Below are 17,961 nucleotides of genomic sequence, written 5' to 3'. Positions count from 1 at the left end.
CACTACTGGGACTGCCACACCACCGCCCCCGCAAACCCCCCCAACCCACCCCACCACCGATGTGGACCGTCCACCCCTTACGTCGCCGGGGTGACCCGGCCGACGTACGCGGTTCAGGTCCCTGCTGGCCACCTCGGACGCGGCTGGTCGCGCCGCACATCCACACAGACATGTCTATCGACTGGAAGGTACGCGGATGGGCAACGGCACCCCGTCGGCTACAAGGGCGGTCGGCCCCAGGGGCGAGACCCGCGCCGTCCCCGAGGCCGTCGCCCGGCACGTGTGGGTCAGAGCCGGCGGCCGCTGCACAATCTGCAACCGGTACCTGATGGAGGACAGCGCCACCGGCCAAGAGGTGCCGATCGGCCAGCTGGCGCACATCGTCGGCTGGTCCACCGCCCCCGGTTCGCCGCGTGGCGACCACGACCTGCCCGTCGAGGAACGGAACTCGGCGGAGAACCTGATGCTCCTGTGCCACGACCAGCATCGGGTCATCGACCACAAGAGCCTGTGGGAGGTGTTCGACGTGAACACCTTGCGCGCGATGAAGCGCGACCACGAGGAGCGCATCCGCAGGTTGACCGGCCTCGGTCACGACAACCGCACGACGGTGTTGCGGGTGGTCGGCAACATCCACGGCCGTCCGGTCGAGCTCACCTCCTCCAGCGTGACCACGGCATTGCTGGCGAAGAACCGGTTCCCCGACTGGATTCTGCGCGGCGCCGACGAGTTCGAGATCGACCTTCGCGCCATTCCCGGTGAGTCGGCCAGTAGCCCGGCGTACTGGGCGGCCGCACGCAGCCACCTGGAAGATCGGTTGAGGCATCTGTGCACTCAGGTGCGCAAGGAGTCGGTGAACCACGTCTCGGTGTTCGCGTTGGCCAGGATCCCCGTTCTGGTGCTTCTGGGCACTTACCTGGACAAGATGCTGCAGGTCGACCTCTACCCGAAGCGGCGCGAGGGCAAGCCGGTCTGGGGCTTCGACGAACTCGGCGAGCCGACCCGTTTCACGTCACATCTCCTGCGGCCAGGCAACGATCCGGCGCGCGTCGCCGTGGTGTGCTCGATCTCCGGAAGCGTCGACATCGACCGACTCCCGAGCGACGTACGCGACACCCACTCGATCTACGAGCTGCGACCTGACTCGGTGTTGCCGACGCCTGAGCTCATCAACACCCAGGCGACGCTGGACCGCTTCTCCCAGGCGTGGCGCACCCTGCTGTCGACGATCGAAGTCGATCATCCTGGAGCAACGGCCATCCCGATCTTTCCGGCGTTGCCTCCGCCGGCGGCCATCACCGTCGGCCGGCACCTCCTGCACGCCGCGCATCCGCCGCTGCACATCTACGACCGCATGCCCGGCTCACCCGACTACATCTTCGCCACCAGCACCGAATTCTGACCTGCGCAAGGAGCACCCGTTCCATGACCGACTCCCCAGAGGAACTCATCTCCCAGCTGCTGACCGGTGGCGTCGAGCAACTCGACATTCCCGACGAGCTCCTGGACAAGACCATCACCTGCTACGAGGACGTGGGTGAGTCGTTGCTCGACCAGGGCGGCGACCTGTGGTCCGTCCATCCCCAAGGATCGATCACTCTCGGCACCATGATCCGCCCTCCCAACGAGGACGGGGAGTACGACATCGACATCGTCTGCCACAAGGCGATCAGCAAGACCAGCACGACCCAGGAGAAGCTCAAGAACGAGGTCGGCGACATGCTCGCGGTCTACGAGACGCTGAAGACCGACGACGACAGCGACGACCTCCCCATCCTGTCCATCAACGAGTGCCGGCGCTGCTGGACCCTCAGCTACGACGGCTTTCACCTCGACGTCGTGCCGTGTGTGGTCGATGAGGACTACCCGCCGGACAGCATCCTGCTCACCGACCTGAAGCTGCGTCCCTGGCACCACAGCAACCCGAAGGGCTACGCGGAGTGGTTCCGCGACCAGTCTGCCGAGATGATCCGTGCGCTGGAAGCCAAAGCCGAGGAGGCCGGCGTCCCCGCAGTTCCGAACTGGACAGTCCGCACCACGTTGCAGCGCATGGTTCAGGTGCTGAAGTGGCACTGCGCCAACCACTTTATCGATGACCTCGACGACCGTCCGCCATCGGTCATCATCACCACCCTGGCCGCCCACGCGTACTCCGGCGAGACGGATGTGTTCACGGCCGCGCTGAACGCCGTTACGCGCATGCCGGACCACATCATCGAGGTCGGCGACAAGTTGTGGGTGCCCAACCCGGCCCACGAACTCGAGAACTTCGCCGACAAGTGGAACGAGCCCAACAAGCGCCACGAGAAGTTCCGGTCGTGGCTCGATGTCCTCGCCGCCGACCTGAACAGCGCCGGCGACACCGCCGGGCGGGGCCTCGACCACCTGGTCGACCGGCTCGGTGAGTCCTTCGACCTCGGACTGCTGAGGAAGTCGGCCCAGCGCATGGGCCTGGAGGCCAAACAGTTCCGCGATGCGGGCAAGCTTGGCATGTCCCGCAAGGCGGGCGCGCTCATAGCGACGAGCGCATCGGCTCCCCCTATCCGGAAGCACACCTTCCATGGTCCGACGCAGCGGTAGGGCGGTCCTCACCCCGGCACAACACGCGTTCGGCATCCGCCGGGCCGTCAGCGGCAGCCGCTGCCGCATCCGGCGAGGTGTGCTGACGTGCATCGTGGACCTTCAACCCACACCCGTGTCACGCCGGTACACCGTCAGGATCACCCACCGTCCGCCTCTCGATCCGGTCGTTGAGGTCATCGCACCTGTTCTGCGTCTGCACCCCGGCGCGCAAGGGTTACCGCACGTCTACACCGACGGCAGGTTGTGCCTGTACGAGCCCGGTGAGTGGAAGACCGATATGCCCGTCGCCAGCAGCATCCTGCCGTGGGCCAGCGAGTGGCTCTTCCACTACGAGATCTGGCTGGTCACCGGTGCATGGACAGGCGGAGGCGACTGGCCGAGCGTTGATCAGGAACACCTCGGTGCCGCCATCGCAGATAACGACCCGGGGCGAGCCAGCCAGCTAGCCGCGACGGTGACCGATCCTCCTACTTCCGTTGCGTAGTAGGAGATCCGCCTACCACTCAAGAAGTGGAGCGTGGGCGTCACCCACTCATCGTCGTCGACCTCGTTGATCGAGTTCTGACACGGCCATCGCGTTCCGCCCGGGACGATTGGCCACCGAGCACCCTGGAGATTCCGAGCACCGCGGTACGCACAGCTGGCGCGAACCTCAGAGGATCCAGGGACAAGAGGGTGCGACTGACCGAGGCGACCACCTCGCGGCGCGCAGGTGGGACGTTCCGTCCTCTACATACCGACTTCCTCATCAAGCAACCACGTGAGATGACTCTCAGTCGGTCAAGCACTATCAGAGACGCTTACTGTCAATCGGATTTCCGTTGACGGAAACAATCTCGCTTACCCCACTTATTCCGGTTTTGACTCGAATGTCTGGCACGTCCTCATAATCAAACCGTAGCTCGATTCTAACCTGCGCCACGAGCAACTCTTCGGCGCGATGCACTGCCTTCATCGATGCCTCATACTTCTGCATCATCTCATCATGATGCTTAGAAGTCTTCTCGAAGTGAAGGAGTGCCGCGGCAGCCGCCCAGGTGTACTGACCGATAGCACTGCGCCAGAGTTCAAACAGCGATAGCACTTCCTCTGAAACCAGAGCATTGATGCGCGTTTCGAGTTTTCGCCACTTAGGGGAATCCATATCTTTAGCAAGGAAGCTAACCGGTTCGCCCTTGGCGGAAGCATCTCTCATCCACTCAAGAGTTTTCCCTCGATACGGATTCAGCTTCTTAACCATATCAATCATCTCAATATAGACATCGGCCCGCTTTTCCCACATTCGCTGAAGCAATTGGACCTCAAGAGTATCCCTGGTTGATTTCCGGTTGTAGACAATCGCCAACGTGGCCACCAGTGCCGTCAACAATGCGGCAGCGAAAGGACTTGCCGCGCGAACCAAATCTACCCAAGAGGGGTCCAGTTTCATGTCTCCTCTTTCGCAATCACAATGCAGATTAATCGTCGAGAATATATACAATACACGTGCATCGTAGCGTTGATAATCGACCACTCGCGAGACATCCGAGTCGGGCAAGTGTGCAGGCCTGTGGGGTGCCAAAACGCGGTCCGGTGGGCCTGACCTGCCTATTCAGGCTGCCGCAGGCTCGTACTCGTTGATCAAGCCGCCGAGTACTCGCCGGCGGCGTACGGATCTACGGCCGGGCTCTGCAGTCGGGTGGTCAGGTTTCGGTGGGGTGTGGTGTCGCGCTTGATGTGGCCGCCGATGGTTGTAGTGGGACACGTAGCGGTTCAGCACTGACTTGAGGTGTCGCTCGTTGATGATGAGCAGCCGGTCGGTGAGCTCGCGTCTGACGGTGCCGACAAACCGCTCCGCGTAGCAGTTCGCCCGCGGACACCGCGGCGGGATCTTCACGACGTCTATCCCGGCGTCAGCGAGAACGGCATCGAACGACGCTGTGAACTGGCCGGCCCTGTCACGAACCAGGAATCGAAAGTCACTGGCCCCATCGCCGAGGGTCATAAGGAGATTGCGAGCCTGCTGGGTGGTCCAGCGCCCGTCAGGATTGGTGGTGGCGCCGAGAATGTGAACGTAGCGGGTGCCGACCTCCATCACGAAGAACACGTACACCCGTTTCAACGTGGCGGCGCAGTCGACGTGGAAGAAGTCGCACGCCAGCATGCTCGCCGCTTGAGCACGCAGGAACCGCCGCCACGACGTGTCGGTATCCCGTGTCGGCGAAGGCGGAATCCGAAGACGCTTCAGCACACGACGAACAGTCGACGCGGCCGTCCGATGGCCGAGCTTGAGCAGTTCACCTTGGATACGGCGGTAACCCCAGCCCGTGTTTTCACGCGCCATGCGCTCGATCAACGCCACGACGGTTTCGTCGACCCGCGGTCGCCCAGTCCGGTTCGGGTAGGTCCACTTCTTGGCGACCAACCGCCGATGCCACCGCAGCACAGTGCCTGGGGACACCAACCGGTGCTCCCGTAGCCAGCGAGGTAGTCGCCGCACCAACGCGGCCAGCACCGCACGATCAGCCCAATCCAACCGAGGACGCCGATTGCCGCAACACCAACAACTCGACGTCCTTGACCGCCGAAGACCGGCCGAGCAGAACCAGCCAGCCACCTAGCTTGACGAAGATGAGGTACAGCAGTCGCAGCGCCACACCCACGATCATGCCGACCGAACAACAGAGCCTATCCACCGCAGCTCAACGCATGTGTGCAGAGTTCTGGCACCCACAGGGTTGACCGCCGATGGGACTGTAAAAACAGCGGTGTAACTCCCGATCATGGAAGTGCACCTGATGACCGACATGATGTCCGGTGTGGAGAACACCGAGGACTCGAAGCCCGGGACCGGTCTGGACGGCCTGGATGAGCAGCTCGTGGCGCAGCTGCTGAGCAGTGCCAAGGCCAGCGGGTTGAAGCTGACCGGTGAGGGCGGGGTGCTGCAGCAGCTGACGAAGCGGCTGCTGGAGTCCGCGCTCGAGGGCGAGATCACCGATCACCTCGGTTATGACAAGCATGACCCGGCCGGTCGCGGGACCGGTAACTCGCGTAACGGCGCCCGGTCCAAGACCGTGTTGACGGATGTCGGCCCGGTCGAGATCGACGTGCCGCGGGACCGCGATGCCAGCTTCGAACCCAAGATTGTCGCGAAGCGGCAGAGGCGGCTGGGCGGCGTGGACGAGATGGTGATCTCGTTGGCCGCCAAGGGATTGACCACCGGTGAGATCTCCGCGCACCTCGCTGAGGTCTATGGCGCCGACGTGTCACGTCAGACCATCTCCACCATCACCGACAAGGTGATCGAGGGCATGGTCGAATGGCAGAACCGGCCCCTCGACCCGGTCTATCCGGTGATCTTCATCGACGCGATCCACGTCAAGATCCGGGACGGTCAGGTGGCCAACCGGCCGATCTACGTCGCGCTCGCGGTCACCTGTGAAGGACGGCGCGACATTCTCGGGTTGTGGGCCGGTGACGGTGGCGAGGGCGCCAAATACTGGCTGCATGTGCTCACCGAGCTGAAGAACCGGGGCGTGGCCGACGTGCTGATGGTGGTCTGCGACGGGCTGACCGGCCTGCCCGACGCGATCACCACGGTCTGGCCTCAGACGATCACCCAGACTTGCGTGGTGCACTTGCTGCGCAACAGTTTCCGCTACGCGGGCCGGCAGCACTGGGACGCGATCGCCAAAGCCCTCAAACCGGTCTACACCGCGCCCACCGAGGCCGCCGCCCGCGAGCGGTTCGCCGAGTTCACCGAGGCCTGGGGCGGTCGGTATCCGGCGATCGTGCGGTTGTGGGACAACGCCTGGGCCGAGTTCGTGCCGTTCCTGGCCTTCGATCCGGAGATCCGGCGGGTGATCTGCTCGACCAACGCGATCGAGAGCGTCAACGCCCGCATCCGCCGCGCTGTCAAGGCCCGCGGTCACTTCCCGAACGAGCAGGCCGCGCTGAAATGCGTCTACATGGCGATCATGAGCCTGGACCCGACCGGCACCGGCCGCAAACGCTGGACGATGCGCTGGAAACCCGCGCTCAACGCATTCGAGATCGCCTTCGACGGCCGCCTGGCCGCCGGACGCAAGTAGTTTCTTTCAACCCGAGTTACACCGCTCGTTTGACAGACCCCCGCCGATCGGCGGACTATTTACGGTGAGGCCTTCTCGCCGGCACAGGTCGCCCGGCGGGCCGAACGGAGCAACTTCCCGACCGGTCCGGCGACCTGTCACGGCGATGACCCCTGGTCGGACTCTTCTTGGTCGGAGTGCTCAAAGTTAGCGCTCACATTTAGCTTTGACCCTTCTTGTCCGTCATAGTTTTATTGGTGTGACACCAGGCTGCGCCGTCCCCACGATTACTTACCGACCGATGCCCCGCTCCGCGGGCATGGAACCGGTAGACAAGTCCATAGTGGACCTTTCCATTTCGGCGGCCCCGGCGGTAGTGACGATGGGTCCGATGCTCGGTGTATCGCCGTAGACGCGACACCCGCGAAAGGGATTTCTTGATGCGTCAGAACAGCCCTCGCACGCTATCCCAGCGCTTCGCCCGCGCAGCGCTGGCCGGCGCCACTCTCCTCGCGACCATCGGCACGGTACAACCCGCCGCCGCAGGACAGCCGGTCGTCGCAACACAGCCAGCCCCCGCGGCCGCAGCTGCCGGCGCCACCGCAATCGCCTCGGTCGACCTGGCCGGGACGTGGAGTTTCACGCCGACGGGTCGGGGGGCTACCTCGATCACGGTGCCCGGCGGCGGCTGGTACAAGCAGGGCTTCACCGACGTGAACGAGGCGGTGTACTCGCGCACCATCACCGTGCCCGACTCGGGGCAGCCGCAGTCGACGTGGATCGAGTTCGGGGCGGTCAATCACCAGGCGACGCTGTCGGTCGACGGCCGGGTGGTGGCGACGCAGACCACGTCGTTCACGCCGTCGAATTTCGACATCACCGCCTACGCGGCCCCCGGTAGCACCCACACGATCAGCGTCGCCGTGAAGGGCCGCGGTGCGTTGAAGGCATCCAACGGCCGGTACCTGGTGCCCGACGCCGCCGACTGGTCCGAGGCGATACCACAGGGGATCTTCCGGTCCGCGTTCCTGCGGACGTACCCGGCGGTGTACGTCAGCGACACATTCGTGCGTACGTCGGTGGCGAACAAGACGTTGAGCTACGACGTGTCGGTGCGTAACACGTCGGGCAGTTCCCGGTCGGTGACGTTGACCGGGGCGCTGTCGTCCAACAACGGAACGGCTTTCAGCTACCCGGAACTGCCCAGCCGTACGGTCACCGTGGCGGCCAACTCGACCGTGACCGTGACCGTCGGGCCGGTCGCGTGGAGCCTCGACAGCACCTCGTACTGGTGGCCCAACGTGCCGTACCGGCCGGGGTACCGGGCGCAGCTGCACCGGCTGACGGTGCATGCCGTCGCCGATGGCGGGCACACCAGCGACGCCACGTACCGGTTCGGGTTCCGCGAGGCCACCCAGAACGGTGACTACTACTACCTCAACGGCGTGCGCGTGAACTTCCGCGGCGACAACCTCCAGGGTGCCGACTACGACCGGATCAACAACGGCGGCAAGGGCGACGCCTACGACACCCTGCCCGGCTTCCTGCCCCCGTCGCCCGGCAACGGCGGCTGGCCGCAGGCGGTGGACAACTACCAGCGGCTCAACTACAACGTGCTGCGCATCCACCAGGAGCCCGCGAGCCCGTACATGTTGGATGTCGCCGACGAGATGGGCCTGATGATCATCGGCGAGACCGCGATTCGCGGCTCCTCCGGCAAGCAGGACTGGATCGCCGGGCACGACAACATGGTCAACCACGCCCGTGCGCTGGTCCTGCGCGACCGCAACCACCCCGCGGTCATCCGCTGGAGCCAGGCCAACGAGCCGAACCAGAGCGGCCAGGATTCCGAACAGTTCGAGAAGGACCTGTACGCGGCGATCAACGGCAACGACGGCACCCGGCCGGTCATTGCCGAGGTGGGCGTCGACGGGAATCTCAACGGGTATCCCGGGATGACATACGCCAACTTCGCGGTGATCCCGCACTACGTCGACGGCTTCGGCAGGTACGGGGAGGGCCTGAAAACCGTGAATGGGCGGCCCGACGGCGAGGGCGAGTACATCTGGCCGGCGTGCAACAACAAGCAGGGCTTCGAGTGGTTCGCCACGGCCACCCTGGCCAAGCGCGGCAAGAACGCCACCGACCTGCGTCCGTACACGCTGCTGTCCGCCTGGGCCAGCGTCGTGCCCGGAGTGCGCACCGGCGACTTCACCCCGGAGGAGGGCGGTCGCCCCATCTACGGCGCGGACAACCTCCCGGCCCCCTGGAGCAACCCGCAGATCCAGCGCGTGCAGGCGGCGTTCAACCCGGTGGCCGCGGTCGACCTGCCGTTCTGGTCGGCCTCCGGTGTCTCGGACTCCAACGGCACCTTCCCCCTGCCGCAGGCCGTGCCCAACTACGCCCGGAACGCCACGGTCACCCGCAACATCACCGTCTTCAACGACGACCTCGCCGACACCTCGGTGGGCTTCACCTGGACGGCGCGGCTCGACGCGCCGGACGGCGCGGTCTTCGCGTCCGGAAGCACGACCCTGACCGTCCCGCTCGGCTCGCGGGTCACCCAGCCGGTGTCCTTCACCACCCCGGCCACCGGCAACCGCGTGTACCTGCAGCTGTCGACCACGAAGTCCGGTAGCCCCGTCTTCACCGACGCGGTCGAGTACTTCAACCTCGCCGGAAGCGGCGGAGACGGACCCGCACCGGGCACCTACCGCATCGTCAACCGCAACAGCGGCAAGCCGCTCGCTGTCGCGGGCAACTCCACCGCGGACGGTGCCAAGGTGGTCCAGCAGAGCGGCACCGCCACCTGGACCATCGCCACGACCTCCGACGGCTCCTACACCCTCCAGTACGTCCCGAGCGGAAAGGTGCTCGACGTCAACGCCAACAGCAGCACGGCCGGGCTGCAACTGCAGCAGTGGACGGCCAACGGCGGCACCAACCAGATGTGGTATCTGCGGTCCACCGGCAACGGCTACTACACCATCGTCAGCCACGACAGCGGACTGGCGGCGGACGTCTACGGTGCGGCGACGAGCGACGGGGCGCAGGTCGTGCAGTGGGCCGCCAACGGCGGGGCCAATCAGCAGTGGCAACTGAACCGGGCCTGACCGGACGACCCGGTTCATGCCTGCTGCCGCGGCGTCGACCGCTACCCCCTGGCCGCTCGGCCCTGCGGCCAGGGGGCGCGGTGGCGAGATGTCAACTCCGAACGTCGGCAAGAGACCACCACCGAGCACCTTGTCTCCGCTCCCATCGGTGCGGGCCTGTGGGGTGCCAAAACACGGTCCGGCGGGTCTGACCTGGTCTATCAGGCTGCCGTAGATTCATACTCGTTGATCAAGCCGCCGAGTATTTGTCGGCGACGTACGCACCTACGGCCGGGCGTTGTAATCGGGTGATCGGGTCGCGGTGGGGTGTGGTGGCGCGCTTGATGTGGCCGCCGATGGTTGTAGTGGGACACGTAGCGGTTCAGCACCGACTTGAGGTGACGCTCGTTGATGATCAGCAGCCGGTCGGTGAGCTCGCGCCTCACGGTGCCGACGAAACGTTCGGCGTAGCAGTTCGCCCGCGGACACTGCGGCGGGATCTTCACGACGTCGATGCCGGCGTCCGCGAGAACGGAATCGAACGACGCCGTTAACTGACCGGCCCTGTCACGCACCATGAATCGAAAGTCACTGGCCCTATCGCCGAGGCTCATCAGGAGGTTGCGAGCCTGCTGGGTGGTCCAGCGCCCGTCAGGATTGGTGGTGGCGCCGAGGATGTGGACATAGCGGGTGCCGACCTCCATCACGAAAAACACGTACACCCGTTTGCGCTCTTCCCTGCACATACGTCGGAAAAGGACTGGCCGGGGCAGCCGACTGATCGTGGACAGCAGCTGGAGGGCGGAATCTCGACTGAACTGCGGACCGACACCCGGTCACGTCCACCGATGCACCCTGCGGCTCTGCGCGTCCGGGTGACGGCCCTGGAGAGCGAACCGGTGTTCGAGTCGATCGGCCGGATGGCCGCCGACGACTTGCGCCGCACCACGCAGGCCGCGGGCAGGCCGTTCGCCGGTCCGGAGCTGTCGGTACTCAACTTCGGTTGCGGGACTTGTTCGAGCGGTGGAACTTGGGGTTGGGGCAGACGCTGCCGAAGCGGCGGAGGGCGCCGCGGCGCTGTCCCGTGAGCAGGCCTCGATCGACTTGCCCGCGCAGTCGCCGGAGCAGGCGGTATCGCTATTGCCGTCGGTGGCCTGCATTCTCGCAGCCGCCTACCGAGATGATGCCCGCCTCGACTGGCCCGGACTTTCCGTACTGTGCTCCCGTGATGACGAAGACCAGGCCACGCTTCTGAGGACTCCTGGGACCATCGAGGGGAATGGTGAACCGGCTGTATCCAGCCGGCATTCGCGAGGACAGCCGCGTCCACTTCTTGACGCTGCCGAGGTCGCGATTGATGAAGAAGTCCTGATTGTCGTTGTCCGTGACGATGATCGTTCCGTTCGGCCCACCCGAGTCCGTCCACGACACCACGGGCGCTCCGTTCGGCGCATAGCCGTTCTGGTCGAGGAGCCGGGTGTCCGTGGAGAACCGGAACGACTCCGGGTCTTTCGCGATCCGGTAGCGCACGTGGTAGGTGTAGTGGTTCTGATCGGGGTTATCGGGGTCGTCGGGCGCCCCGAATTCGTAGGTCATGATCCACAGGTTCCTTCTCAGCCTGGCTACGGTGGTCATGCCCGGTCGTTCGGGGTACGTCGTTCCGGTCGCATCATCGATCACGGGACCCCACGTGTGCAGGTCTGTGCTGGTCTGGTGGGCGAGCTTCTGACCGAAGTTCGGGTCCCGCTGGTCGGAGTAGTAGCAGATCAGCCTGTTGTTGTGCAGCAGCAGGAAAGGCTCCCACACAGGCGTCGCGCCGTTCGTCGTGTTGGGCGGTCCGCCCTGGGCAACCGTGCTCAGGAACTGCCAGGTGAGGCCGCCATCCGTGCTGGCATAGAGCTGGATGTTGGTGCTGGTGAAGTTGTCCAGCCAGTTGCAGGTGAAGAGCAATGAGCCCTTGGGCAAGCCCGCGAACGCCTGGGGCAGTTCGTACAGGAACGGCTGAAGAGAGATTCCGGGGGCCTCATCGGCGTTGGGCACACTGCCCTGCTTGTCCCAGGTGCGGCCACCGTCGTCGCTGCGGTAGAGCGGGAAACCCGGACCGCCTGCACCCTGAAACGTTGCGAGCAGAGTCCGCGACGTCCCAGCAGGGTGCCCGGCGGTAAGACGCGCGGCCCGAGCGTAGGACGTACTTCCGCCTGGGTTCGCCACAACAACTGGCCCGAACGGAGTCTCTCCACTCAGCTTGCCCGTGTCCGCGAACGCTGGGCCGACCAGTCCCAACGTCGCCCCAGCAGCAACGACTGCGCCTGTGCCGAGGAACGTCCGGCGTGAGAACTGCGAACGGCGAGCGGTCGGATCATCCGCGTGAGATGCGTGGCGACCCTGCACGATTGCCTCCTCAGTGACGCCCCGCCCGCCACGCATGCCCGTGTGCATAGCCTCATTTGGGAGAAGGTGCGGGTTCGGCAGCGCCTCCCTGGACCACTTCGTCTAGGCAGTGAACTAAACTCACCGGTCTGGCCACTGTCAAGGGCAGGACACCGTGTCCACGGCGTGCATGGCGCTACTCCATGGCTGCGCTGCCAGCGGTTTCACCGGCCTGACCGGTTGCTGCCAGCAAGGGACGTCCGGTGCGTCAGGTCACCACACCGACCGCATGAAGAGGATCACCACGCTGGTCGCGGCAAGCATCGTGATGGCGACGTTGCCGCATGTCGCGGTCGCCGCTCACCCGAAGGTGCGTGTCACAACCCGGTTCCGGCGAGACCGGCGATCACCGACCTGCCCTGGGCGCTGTGCGTGCCGAAAACCGCATCCGTGCAGGTTAAGCGGTATGGCGATACTCGCGGACGACTCCGCCGAGACGGCCCCGTCGGCCTATTGTGAGGCGCTTGATCTGGTCGGGTACGAGAGGCTGGGGCCGTGCCCGCAAGGGTGCTGCGGCGAAGAGCGATCGGTGAGTTCGGTGCTCGTTGTAGTGCCGCTCGTACTCACGCAGCACCTGGCGTAGGTGCGTCTGATTCCAGATCAGTGTGCGGTCCAGCAGTTCGGCGCGAAGTGTCCTCACCCAGCGTTCCACGATCGAGTTCATGCGTGACATCCGGACACCGGACGGCACCGTCGCGATCTCTGAGGACTCAAGGATCTCGTCGATCAACGCGGGATATTTGGCGTCACGGTCACGGATGAGGAACCTGATCCGAGCCAGGTCCCCGACGTCCTCGAGGTCCATGAGCAGGTTACGGATGGCCTGGGTGACCCGGCATGGGTGGGGTGCGCGGTGGCGCCGAGGATGCGCACACGCCGGCTAGCGTGATGAATAGCGGCGAGAATGTACTGACGCTGCCCGATCAGTGTGACAGTCTCGATGAAGTCCATCGCCAGGATCGCCTCGGCCTGCGAGCGCAAGAAGTCGGCCCGAGTGACGGTCGCCCGGCGCGGGGCTGGATCGACGCCGGCGGTCTTGAGGATCTCCCACACCGGGCAGGCGGCGATCGCGATACCGCGAAGCGAGTTCGCCGTGGATGCGTCGACATCCCCACGAGGGTTTCTCGTTTGCCAGGCGCAGGACGAGGCGGCGGATGGAGGCGACCGTGCGCGGTCGTCCAGGTCTTCGGTTCACGCTCGCACGGGCATGGCGGCGTTTCATCAGGTCGCGGTGCCACCTCAGCACCGTGTCCGGGCTGACCGGCAGCCGGAGCTGGCGCAACCTCATGCGGGCCAGGGGCTCGAGTAAGGCGGCGAGCAACGCCCTGTCCTCTGGCCGCAGTCGTGGGTGCTGATCGCCGAGTTGTCTGCGCAAGACCACGAGTTGGTGGCGTAGCGCGAGAATCTCGACGTCTTTCTCTCGATCAGTCATGCGCAACAGCCAGAGCGCAGCGAAGGCGTGAGAGACGGCGAGGTAGGCGAAGCGGACCAGCACGGCCGCGATCGTGCCGGATGGCGACCACTACCCACCGATGGCCGCTGAGCTGCACGGATGTACTTCTCGGCACGCACAGGGGCGTACCTCGCCTGCGTCCAGCACTACTACGTGCTCGACGATTACCTGGCAGAACTGACGGACCACTACGGGGCATCAAGCCACAGCGCACCCCTGCGAGGCTGGCGTGGCCCGCCCGAAGACCATGCGTTTCAGCTAGCCAGCTCGAGCAGGTCCTCCTCGGTCGAGTCCAACGTGACCACACCGTCGAAGTTGTACCCGTCGTCGCAGAAGATCACGTCGATGTCCGCCGGCACGAGTTTCCGGTACCAGATGGCGAACTTCACCACCAGGTCGAGGCCGCCCTTCAGGAAGAGACAGGTGCCGTCCTTGGCCGTGTACGCCTCAACGACGGCGTCTTCGGTCCGGTAGAACCAATGCACGTCCCTGACCTCGCTCACGATGTGCGGGGTGGGCGGCTGCATCTCGGCAGCCGGCCACTCCTCCCGCAGTGAGGCGCGCAGCACGTCCGCGTCGACGCGCCAGGTCTTGCTGTCGAACACGACCAGGTACGACACACCACACCTTCTTCTACGGTTTGACCAGCACGACGCCGGGAACATTGTATTGCTGCATGAGCCCGGCGAAATACGCCGCCGACGCCTCCTCGTTCGTGACCACCCGCAGACCGGTGAACGGCGAGTTGGGGTCGTTGATGATCGCCGCGTACCTCTGCATCTCGTCGACCTGTTGTTTGTGGACCTGGTCCCGGATGAAGTCAGGAGCCTTGCTTCCCGGCACGTAAGGACTGCGCCCGAGGTTCCCGACGAACTTGGTGTCGATCATGATCGACGGATCCAGGTCGTCCAGGCCATCAGCGAGGATCTTGACCCCACCGCCGACACATTCGAACTCGCACGGGCCGGCATGGGTGATCTGGTAGGCCTTGGACACACCCCTGCCTTGCGCGGGAATGCTGTCCGTGACGCCCGGTGGAAGCGGCCCCTTCCCACAGTTGTGGACCAGCAACGCCTGACCACCGGCGAGCACGAAGTACGTGTGGATGCCCGCGATCGTGAGGTTGAAGACCGCGGTGAACTGGACCCGCGCCTGCACGGCTCGCACCTCGGCCACGCCGCCATCGGGTGTGCGCAGATCGTCGCCGGGGCGGAGCTTCCCGGCCTCGACCCACTCTCCGCGCTCGCCCCGATCGGACACCCAGAACGGGTGGCCGTCGGTGGCCGAGATGCGCGCGGTGCGGTCACCCGCGTCGCCGTCGACGTCCACGGTGACGTCGACGAGGTTCTTACTGCCCTTTCCGATGATCGTCCTGGTGACCTCGCGGGCACCGCTCTCGCCGGTTTCGGGGTCTGTGGCGATCACCCGGTCCCCGACTCGCACCTGCTCGATCGGTTTGCGGGATCCGTCGGCCATGACCACTTCGGTGTCACCGGTGAAGCTGTTCCCCTCGCCGCACCCCAGGTGTTTCAGGAAGGGGAGCTTCGTCGACCCCTTGGCACCCATCACCGCGTCGACGACGGCCCAGGCACCGATACCGATGGCTCCGCCGTAGTTGCCGGAGTTCCAGGCATTCCGGATGTCCTTTGTCGCGGCGTCGAGGAGGCCCTTGCCGAAGCCGCGGGTTCTCCAGAATCATCGCCACCGTCCGGACAATCCACCGCTCCCCCGACCTATGCGCGTTCCGCTCGCGATCCGCACCCGACGGACACACCACGCCACGCTCGTTGAGCTCCCGTGCCAGCGACGCCACCGCCCGACCGCGCGGGCACGTAGCCGGCGTCCACGATGTGCTCGTCGGGAAGCAGGTCGCGGCGGTCGAAGCCGGTGTGGATCCGTTCGAGCACTTCCACGTCGGTGACGGTCACGTCGGTGGTGACCACGTTGGTGACCAGGTGCGGCATTCCCGTGGCCGTGACGTCGTCACAGGTCTCGGTGAGGTGGATTGTGCAGCCCTCCCAACCCGACCCGCGCTTGGTCCCGTAACGAGCGTCGGTGTCATACGGGGTGCAGAGACGTTCTCGGCTGGGCGGAAGGTCTTTCTCCTCCCGCCAGGCCACCTCCAGCCTGCCGCCGGTGATCGCGCGGTGGCACTGCGTCAGCCACACGGCCCGCAGCACGGTCACGGCCGGGATCTCCCGCAACCACGCCGCCGCGTCCGCGGTGCGGACGGCCTCCAACAGCCAGAATCCGTCCACGCCAACCTGGTTGACCATCGCGCAGCGCTGGGCTCTCTGTCCGGCAGCCGGTAGGAATCCATCCGCGCGCCGTAGCGTCGCACCCAGTCGGCGCCGATCCGGATGCTCAGCCAGTCCGGGGCGGCAGCGGCCAGTGCTTCCAGGGCGGCACGCAGGGTCTCGGCGAGGAACTCCAACCGGTTGGCCGACCGCACCGCCGCCAGCACATGCGTGGAATCGGTGCGCTGCCGGCCTTTCGGCTTGACCAGCCCGAGTTCCGAACACCGGGCCAGCAGCAGGTCCAGCGCCTTCTCTTCAAGTTCGTGATCGATCAGCCGCTGCCGGAACCCGGTCAGCACCGTGTGATCGAACCCAGGATCGGACAGGTCCAGGCCGAGCGGGTATTTCCAGTCAATCCGGGCCCGTGCCGCGTCGGCAGCCTGCCGGTCGGTCAGGTTCTCCGCGAACTGCAACACCGTGACCAGCGCCAGCAGTCCCGGCGAGATACCCGGCTTGCCCAGCACCCCGAACGCCGAGACGAACTGCTCATCAGCAAACAGCCCCGGCAACTCATCCCGGACACGCATCGCCAGCGTCCCCTTCGGAAACGCCGCTCTGGCAACCATCACGGTCTGCTCGGGCACCTCCGGCCACGCACGCGGCTGGACCGGCATCACCTGATCCCTCCTGCGGCCGGCACAGGGCCCGACCACGCAAGATCATCATCCACCCACCACGATCACCATACGAAACACCCCTGACCAGCACTTCCTGAATTGGGCAACAGAGTCCCACAGGGGCGAGCCGCAACACGTCACGCAAGGCATGCAGCGCGGTGGCACCGACACTGGTCAGCGCCACCGCCTCGGCCAGATCCGCTTTGCCTGGGGCCGTACTGACGGTCGAGGCCTTCACGGTGATGTACTCGGCGGCGGCCCCGACACGGCTGGGCACGTCGGTGAGGACCCCCACCCGTTGTCCGTGCGTCAGGCCGGTGACGCCCCCGCTGGGGGCGGCCACATCCCTGGTGAAGTCCCAGCAGGTCCATTTGGGAAGCTGCGGCCCGACATGATCCTCATGCCACCTGACCGGATCGACACATCGATCGGGTTGACGCTCGTGCCGTGGACGCGGACGAGCACCTCGCCGGCACCCGGCCGCGGCCGCGCGACCGTGCGAATCTCTGGCTCCTGGGGACCGCAGGACCTGCCGTACTCCACGGCGCGCATCATTGGGGGGCGGCCTGCCCGGAGGTGGTCATGAGGGGTCTCGCCGGTCGGCGAACGCCGTGTCGATCGTCTTCTTCATGAGTTCCGCGCCGGTCCGCATGGTGCTGGTGGTGTAGTCGATAACCGACGCGGGCGTGAACTCGGCCGTCCAGACGAGATGGACTCCCTCTTCGTCCTCCCGCACGGTCTGTGACCCCAGGTGGTGTGTCAGCGGGCCGCCTTCGGTTGCTTGGTAGGTGAGCTTTCGGGCGTCATCATCGACTTCGATGATGCGCTCGGTGATCTTCATGTCATTGGCGAACGTCATCGTCCTGCTGTCCGGTCCCTTTTCCACGTGGATCGCGAATCCCGGAATGAGCCGGGTGTCCAACGCATAGACATCGCGCACGGCATCCCAGGTGAACTCCGCGCTGGCTTCGACGACGACATCGACCGTCACCGAGCTGATGCCGGCTTCTTCGTAGCGAACTTCCATGAGCAAGGTCATGGTATTTCTCCTTCTCTCTTCTGATCGTCTGTTGCAGCGCGGACCATCGCCGGCGTGGGTTGGTGCGGCTGGTGCTCGCCGAGAACGTCAGGGCACCATCACGACCCGGCCGATCCGGCCGCGCTGCTCGGCGTGGTGGTGCGCGGCCGCGGCGCCGGCCAGGGGGTAGCGGGCGTCCAGGTCGAGGACGCCGAGATCGGCTGGAGCGCGCAGGGGCAGCCGGTCGGGGCTCCAGGTGCCGGAGAAGATCTCCTTCACCGGGGCGGGCGGTCGTAGGGGGCGGCGGGTTCGTCGCCGATGAGGGTGATGGTGCCGGTGTGGCCCTCCCCGCGGAGGGTTTCGGCTGCGGCGAGGCCGGCGGCGGAGGCGCCGACGACGACCACGCGGCCGGCAGGGCTCAC

At 65.5% G+C, this 17,961-nt stretch carries 18 protein-coding genes; 5 read left to right on the top strand and 13 right to left on the bottom strand.

Annotated elements, in window-relative coordinates; genetic code table 11:
- Positions 1 to 196: 196 nt before the first annotated feature.
- From ABZV40_RS37425 to ABZV40_RS37415, 3 genes are read left to right on the top strand one after another with little or no spacing between them, the layout of a single operon-like run.
- A complete protein-coding gene (locus tag ABZV40_RS37425; protein WP_355452992.1) occupies positions 197 to 1,402 on the top strand; it encodes an SAVED domain-containing protein in 1,206 nt (401 codons plus the stop codon).
- Between the two features lie 23 nt (positions 1,403 to 1,425).
- Positions 1,426 to 2,580 (top strand): nucleotidyltransferase, encoded by a 1,155-nt coding sequence (locus tag ABZV40_RS37420; RefSeq protein WP_355452989.1) that lies wholly within the window; start codon positions 1,426 to 1,428, stop codon positions 2,578 to 2,580.
- The gene (locus ABZV40_RS37415; protein ID WP_355452986.1) at positions 2,561 to 3,067 is read left to right on the top strand and encodes a hypothetical protein; all 507 of its coding nucleotides are present in this window, start codon (positions 2,561 to 2,563) and stop codon (positions 3,065 to 3,067) included. The genes ABZV40_RS37420 and ABZV40_RS37415 overlap by 20 nt, the downstream gene beginning before the upstream one ends.
- 306 nt (positions 3,068 to 3,373) lie before the next feature.
- On the opposite strand, the gene ABZV40_RS37410 is transcribed toward ABZV40_RS37415, so the two are convergent.
- From ABZV40_RS37410 to ABZV40_RS37400, 3 genes are all read right to left on the bottom strand, one after another.
- The gene (locus ABZV40_RS37410) at positions 3,374 to 4,012 is read right to left on the bottom strand and encodes a hypothetical protein (protein WP_355452983.1); all 639 of its coding nucleotides are present in this window, start codon (positions 4,010 to 4,012) and stop codon (positions 3,374 to 3,376) included.
- Positions 4,013 to 4,174: 162 nt separating this feature from the next.
- Positions 4,175 to 4,987, bottom strand: a complete 813-nt coding sequence (locus ABZV40_RS37405; protein WP_355452981.1) for an integrase core domain-containing protein — start codon at positions 4,985 to 4,987, stop codon at positions 4,175 to 4,177.
- Positions 4,988 to 5,084: 97 nt separating this feature from the next.
- On the bottom strand, positions 5,085 to 5,219 hold the full coding sequence (locus ABZV40_RS37400; RefSeq protein WP_355452978.1) for a hypothetical protein: 135 nt from the start codon (positions 5,217 to 5,219) through the stop codon (positions 5,085 to 5,087).
- Between the two features lie 153 nt (positions 5,220 to 5,372).
- On the opposite strand from ABZV40_RS37400, the gene ABZV40_RS37395 reads away from it, so the two are divergent.
- Complete coding sequence (locus tag ABZV40_RS37395) at positions 5,373 to 6,653, top strand: IS256 family transposase (RefSeq protein WP_355452976.1); 1,281 nt, start codon at positions 5,373 to 5,375, stop codon at positions 6,651 to 6,653.
- A 419-nt stretch (positions 6,654 to 7,072) separates the two neighbouring features.
- The gene (locus tag ABZV40_RS37390) at positions 7,073 to 9,745 is read left to right on the top strand and encodes an RICIN domain-containing protein (protein ID WP_355452973.1); all 2,673 of its coding nucleotides are present in this window, start codon (positions 7,073 to 7,075) and stop codon (positions 9,743 to 9,745) included.
- Positions 9,746 to 9,945: 200 nt separating this feature from the next.
- Here the strand turns inward: ABZV40_RS37390 and ABZV40_RS37385 are convergent, their stop codons facing one another.
- The 10 genes from ABZV40_RS37385 to ABZV40_RS37340 all read right to left on the bottom strand — a co-directional run bounded on the left by ABZV40_RS37385 (position 9,946) and on the right by ABZV40_RS37340 (position 17,961).
- A complete protein-coding gene (locus ABZV40_RS37385; RefSeq protein WP_355452970.1) occupies positions 9,946 to 10,446 on the bottom strand; it encodes an integrase core domain-containing protein in 501 nt (166 codons plus the stop codon).
- Positions 10,447 to 10,861: 415 nt separating this feature from the next.
- Positions 10,862 to 11,764 carry an exo-alpha-sialidase gene (locus ABZV40_RS37380; RefSeq protein ID WP_355452967.1) on the bottom strand — a complete coding sequence of 301 codons (903 nt, stop codon included), beginning with the start codon at positions 11,762 to 11,764 and terminating at the stop codon, positions 10,862 to 10,864.
- A gap of 787 nt (positions 11,765 to 12,551) precedes the next feature.
- Positions 12,552 to 12,959 (bottom strand): integrase core domain-containing protein, encoded by a 408-nt coding sequence (locus ABZV40_RS37375; RefSeq protein ID WP_355452964.1) that lies wholly within the window; start codon positions 12,957 to 12,959, stop codon positions 12,552 to 12,554.
- 902 nt (positions 12,960 to 13,861) lie between these two features.
- Positions 13,862 to 14,227, bottom strand: a complete 366-nt coding sequence (locus ABZV40_RS37370; RefSeq protein WP_355452961.1) for a hypothetical protein — start codon at positions 14,225 to 14,227, stop codon at positions 13,862 to 13,864.
- A 13-nt stretch (positions 14,228 to 14,240) separates the two neighbouring features.
- Positions 14,241 to 15,083, bottom strand: a complete 843-nt coding sequence (locus ABZV40_RS37365; RefSeq protein WP_355452958.1) for a polymorphic toxin-type HINT domain-containing protein — start codon at positions 15,081 to 15,083, stop codon at positions 14,241 to 14,243.
- A 257-nt stretch (positions 15,084 to 15,340) separates the two neighbouring features.
- Positions 15,341 to 15,865, bottom strand: coding sequence for a hypothetical protein (locus ABZV40_RS37360; RefSeq protein ID WP_355452955.1), 525 nt, complete (start codon positions 15,863 to 15,865; stop codon positions 15,341 to 15,343).
- The gene (locus ABZV40_RS37355) at positions 15,790 to 16,518 is read right to left on the bottom strand and encodes a transposase (protein WP_355452952.1); all 729 of its coding nucleotides are present in this window, start codon (positions 16,516 to 16,518) and stop codon (positions 15,790 to 15,792) included. The genes ABZV40_RS37360 and ABZV40_RS37355 overlap by 76 nt, the downstream gene beginning before the upstream one ends.
- 583 nt (positions 16,519 to 17,101) lie before the next feature.
- Positions 17,102 to 17,560 (bottom strand): SRPBCC family protein, encoded by a 459-nt coding sequence (locus ABZV40_RS37350; protein WP_355452949.1) that lies wholly within the window; start codon positions 17,558 to 17,560, stop codon positions 17,102 to 17,104.
- An 87-nt stretch (positions 17,561 to 17,647) separates the two neighbouring features.
- Positions 17,648 to 17,818 carry a hypothetical protein gene (locus ABZV40_RS37345; protein WP_355452947.1) on the bottom strand — a complete coding sequence of 57 codons (171 nt, stop codon included), beginning with the start codon at positions 17,816 to 17,818 and terminating at the stop codon, positions 17,648 to 17,650.
- Positions 17,815 to 17,961: an FAD-dependent oxidoreductase gene (locus ABZV40_RS37340; RefSeq protein WP_355452944.1), complete on the bottom strand. Its 147-nt coding sequence runs from the start codon at positions 17,959 to 17,961 to the stop codon at positions 17,815 to 17,817. The genes ABZV40_RS37345 and ABZV40_RS37340 overlap by 4 nt, the downstream gene beginning before the upstream one ends.

The organism is Lentzea sp. NPDC004782, assembly GCF_040609115.1.
Lineage (GTDB): Bacteria > Actinomycetota > Actinomycetes > Mycobacteriales > Pseudonocardiaceae > Lentzea.
The sequence above is the reverse complement of the archived record's forward strand: the minus strand, read 5'-3'. Positions and strand labels throughout refer to the sequence as shown.

Bases quoted from the DNA above. Each gene is read 5' to 3' on its own strand.
- ABZV40_RS37350 (WP_355452949.1), bottom strand. From the start codon at position 17,560: ATGACCTTGCTCATGGAAGTTCGCTACGAAGAAGCCGGCATCAGCTCG.
- ABZV40_RS37425 (WP_355452992.1), top strand. From the start codon at position 197: ATGGGCAACGGCACCCCGTCGGCTACAAGGGCGGTCGGCCCCAGGGGC.
- ABZV40_RS37355 (WP_355452952.1), bottom strand. From the start codon at position 16,518: ATGCCGGTCCAGCCGCGTGCGTGGCCGGAGGTGCCCGAGCAGACCGTG.
- ABZV40_RS37415 (WP_355452986.1), top strand. From the start codon at position 2,561: ATGGTCCGACGCAGCGGTAGGGCGGTCCTCACCCCGGCACAACACGCG.
- ABZV40_RS37420 (WP_355452989.1), top strand. From the start codon at position 1,426: ATGACCGACTCCCCAGAGGAACTCATCTCCCAGCTGCTGACCGGTGGC.
- ABZV40_RS37365 (WP_355452958.1), bottom strand. From the start codon at position 15,083: ATGGCCGACGGATCCCGCAAACCGATCGAGCAGGTGCGAGTCGGGGAC.
- ABZV40_RS37410 (WP_355452983.1), bottom strand. From the start codon at position 4,012: ATGAAACTGGACCCCTCTTGGGTAGATTTGGTTCGCGCGGCAAGTCCT.
- ABZV40_RS37390 (WP_355452973.1), top strand. From the start codon at position 7,073: ATGCGTCAGAACAGCCCTCGCACGCTATCCCAGCGCTTCGCCCGCGCA.
- ABZV40_RS37395 (WP_355452976.1), top strand. From the start codon at position 5,373: ATGTCCGGTGTGGAGAACACCGAGGACTCGAAGCCCGGGACCGGTCTG.
- ABZV40_RS37375 (WP_355452964.1), bottom strand. From the start codon at position 12,959: ATGGACCTCGAGGACGTCGGGGACCTGGCTCGGATCAGGTTCCTCATC.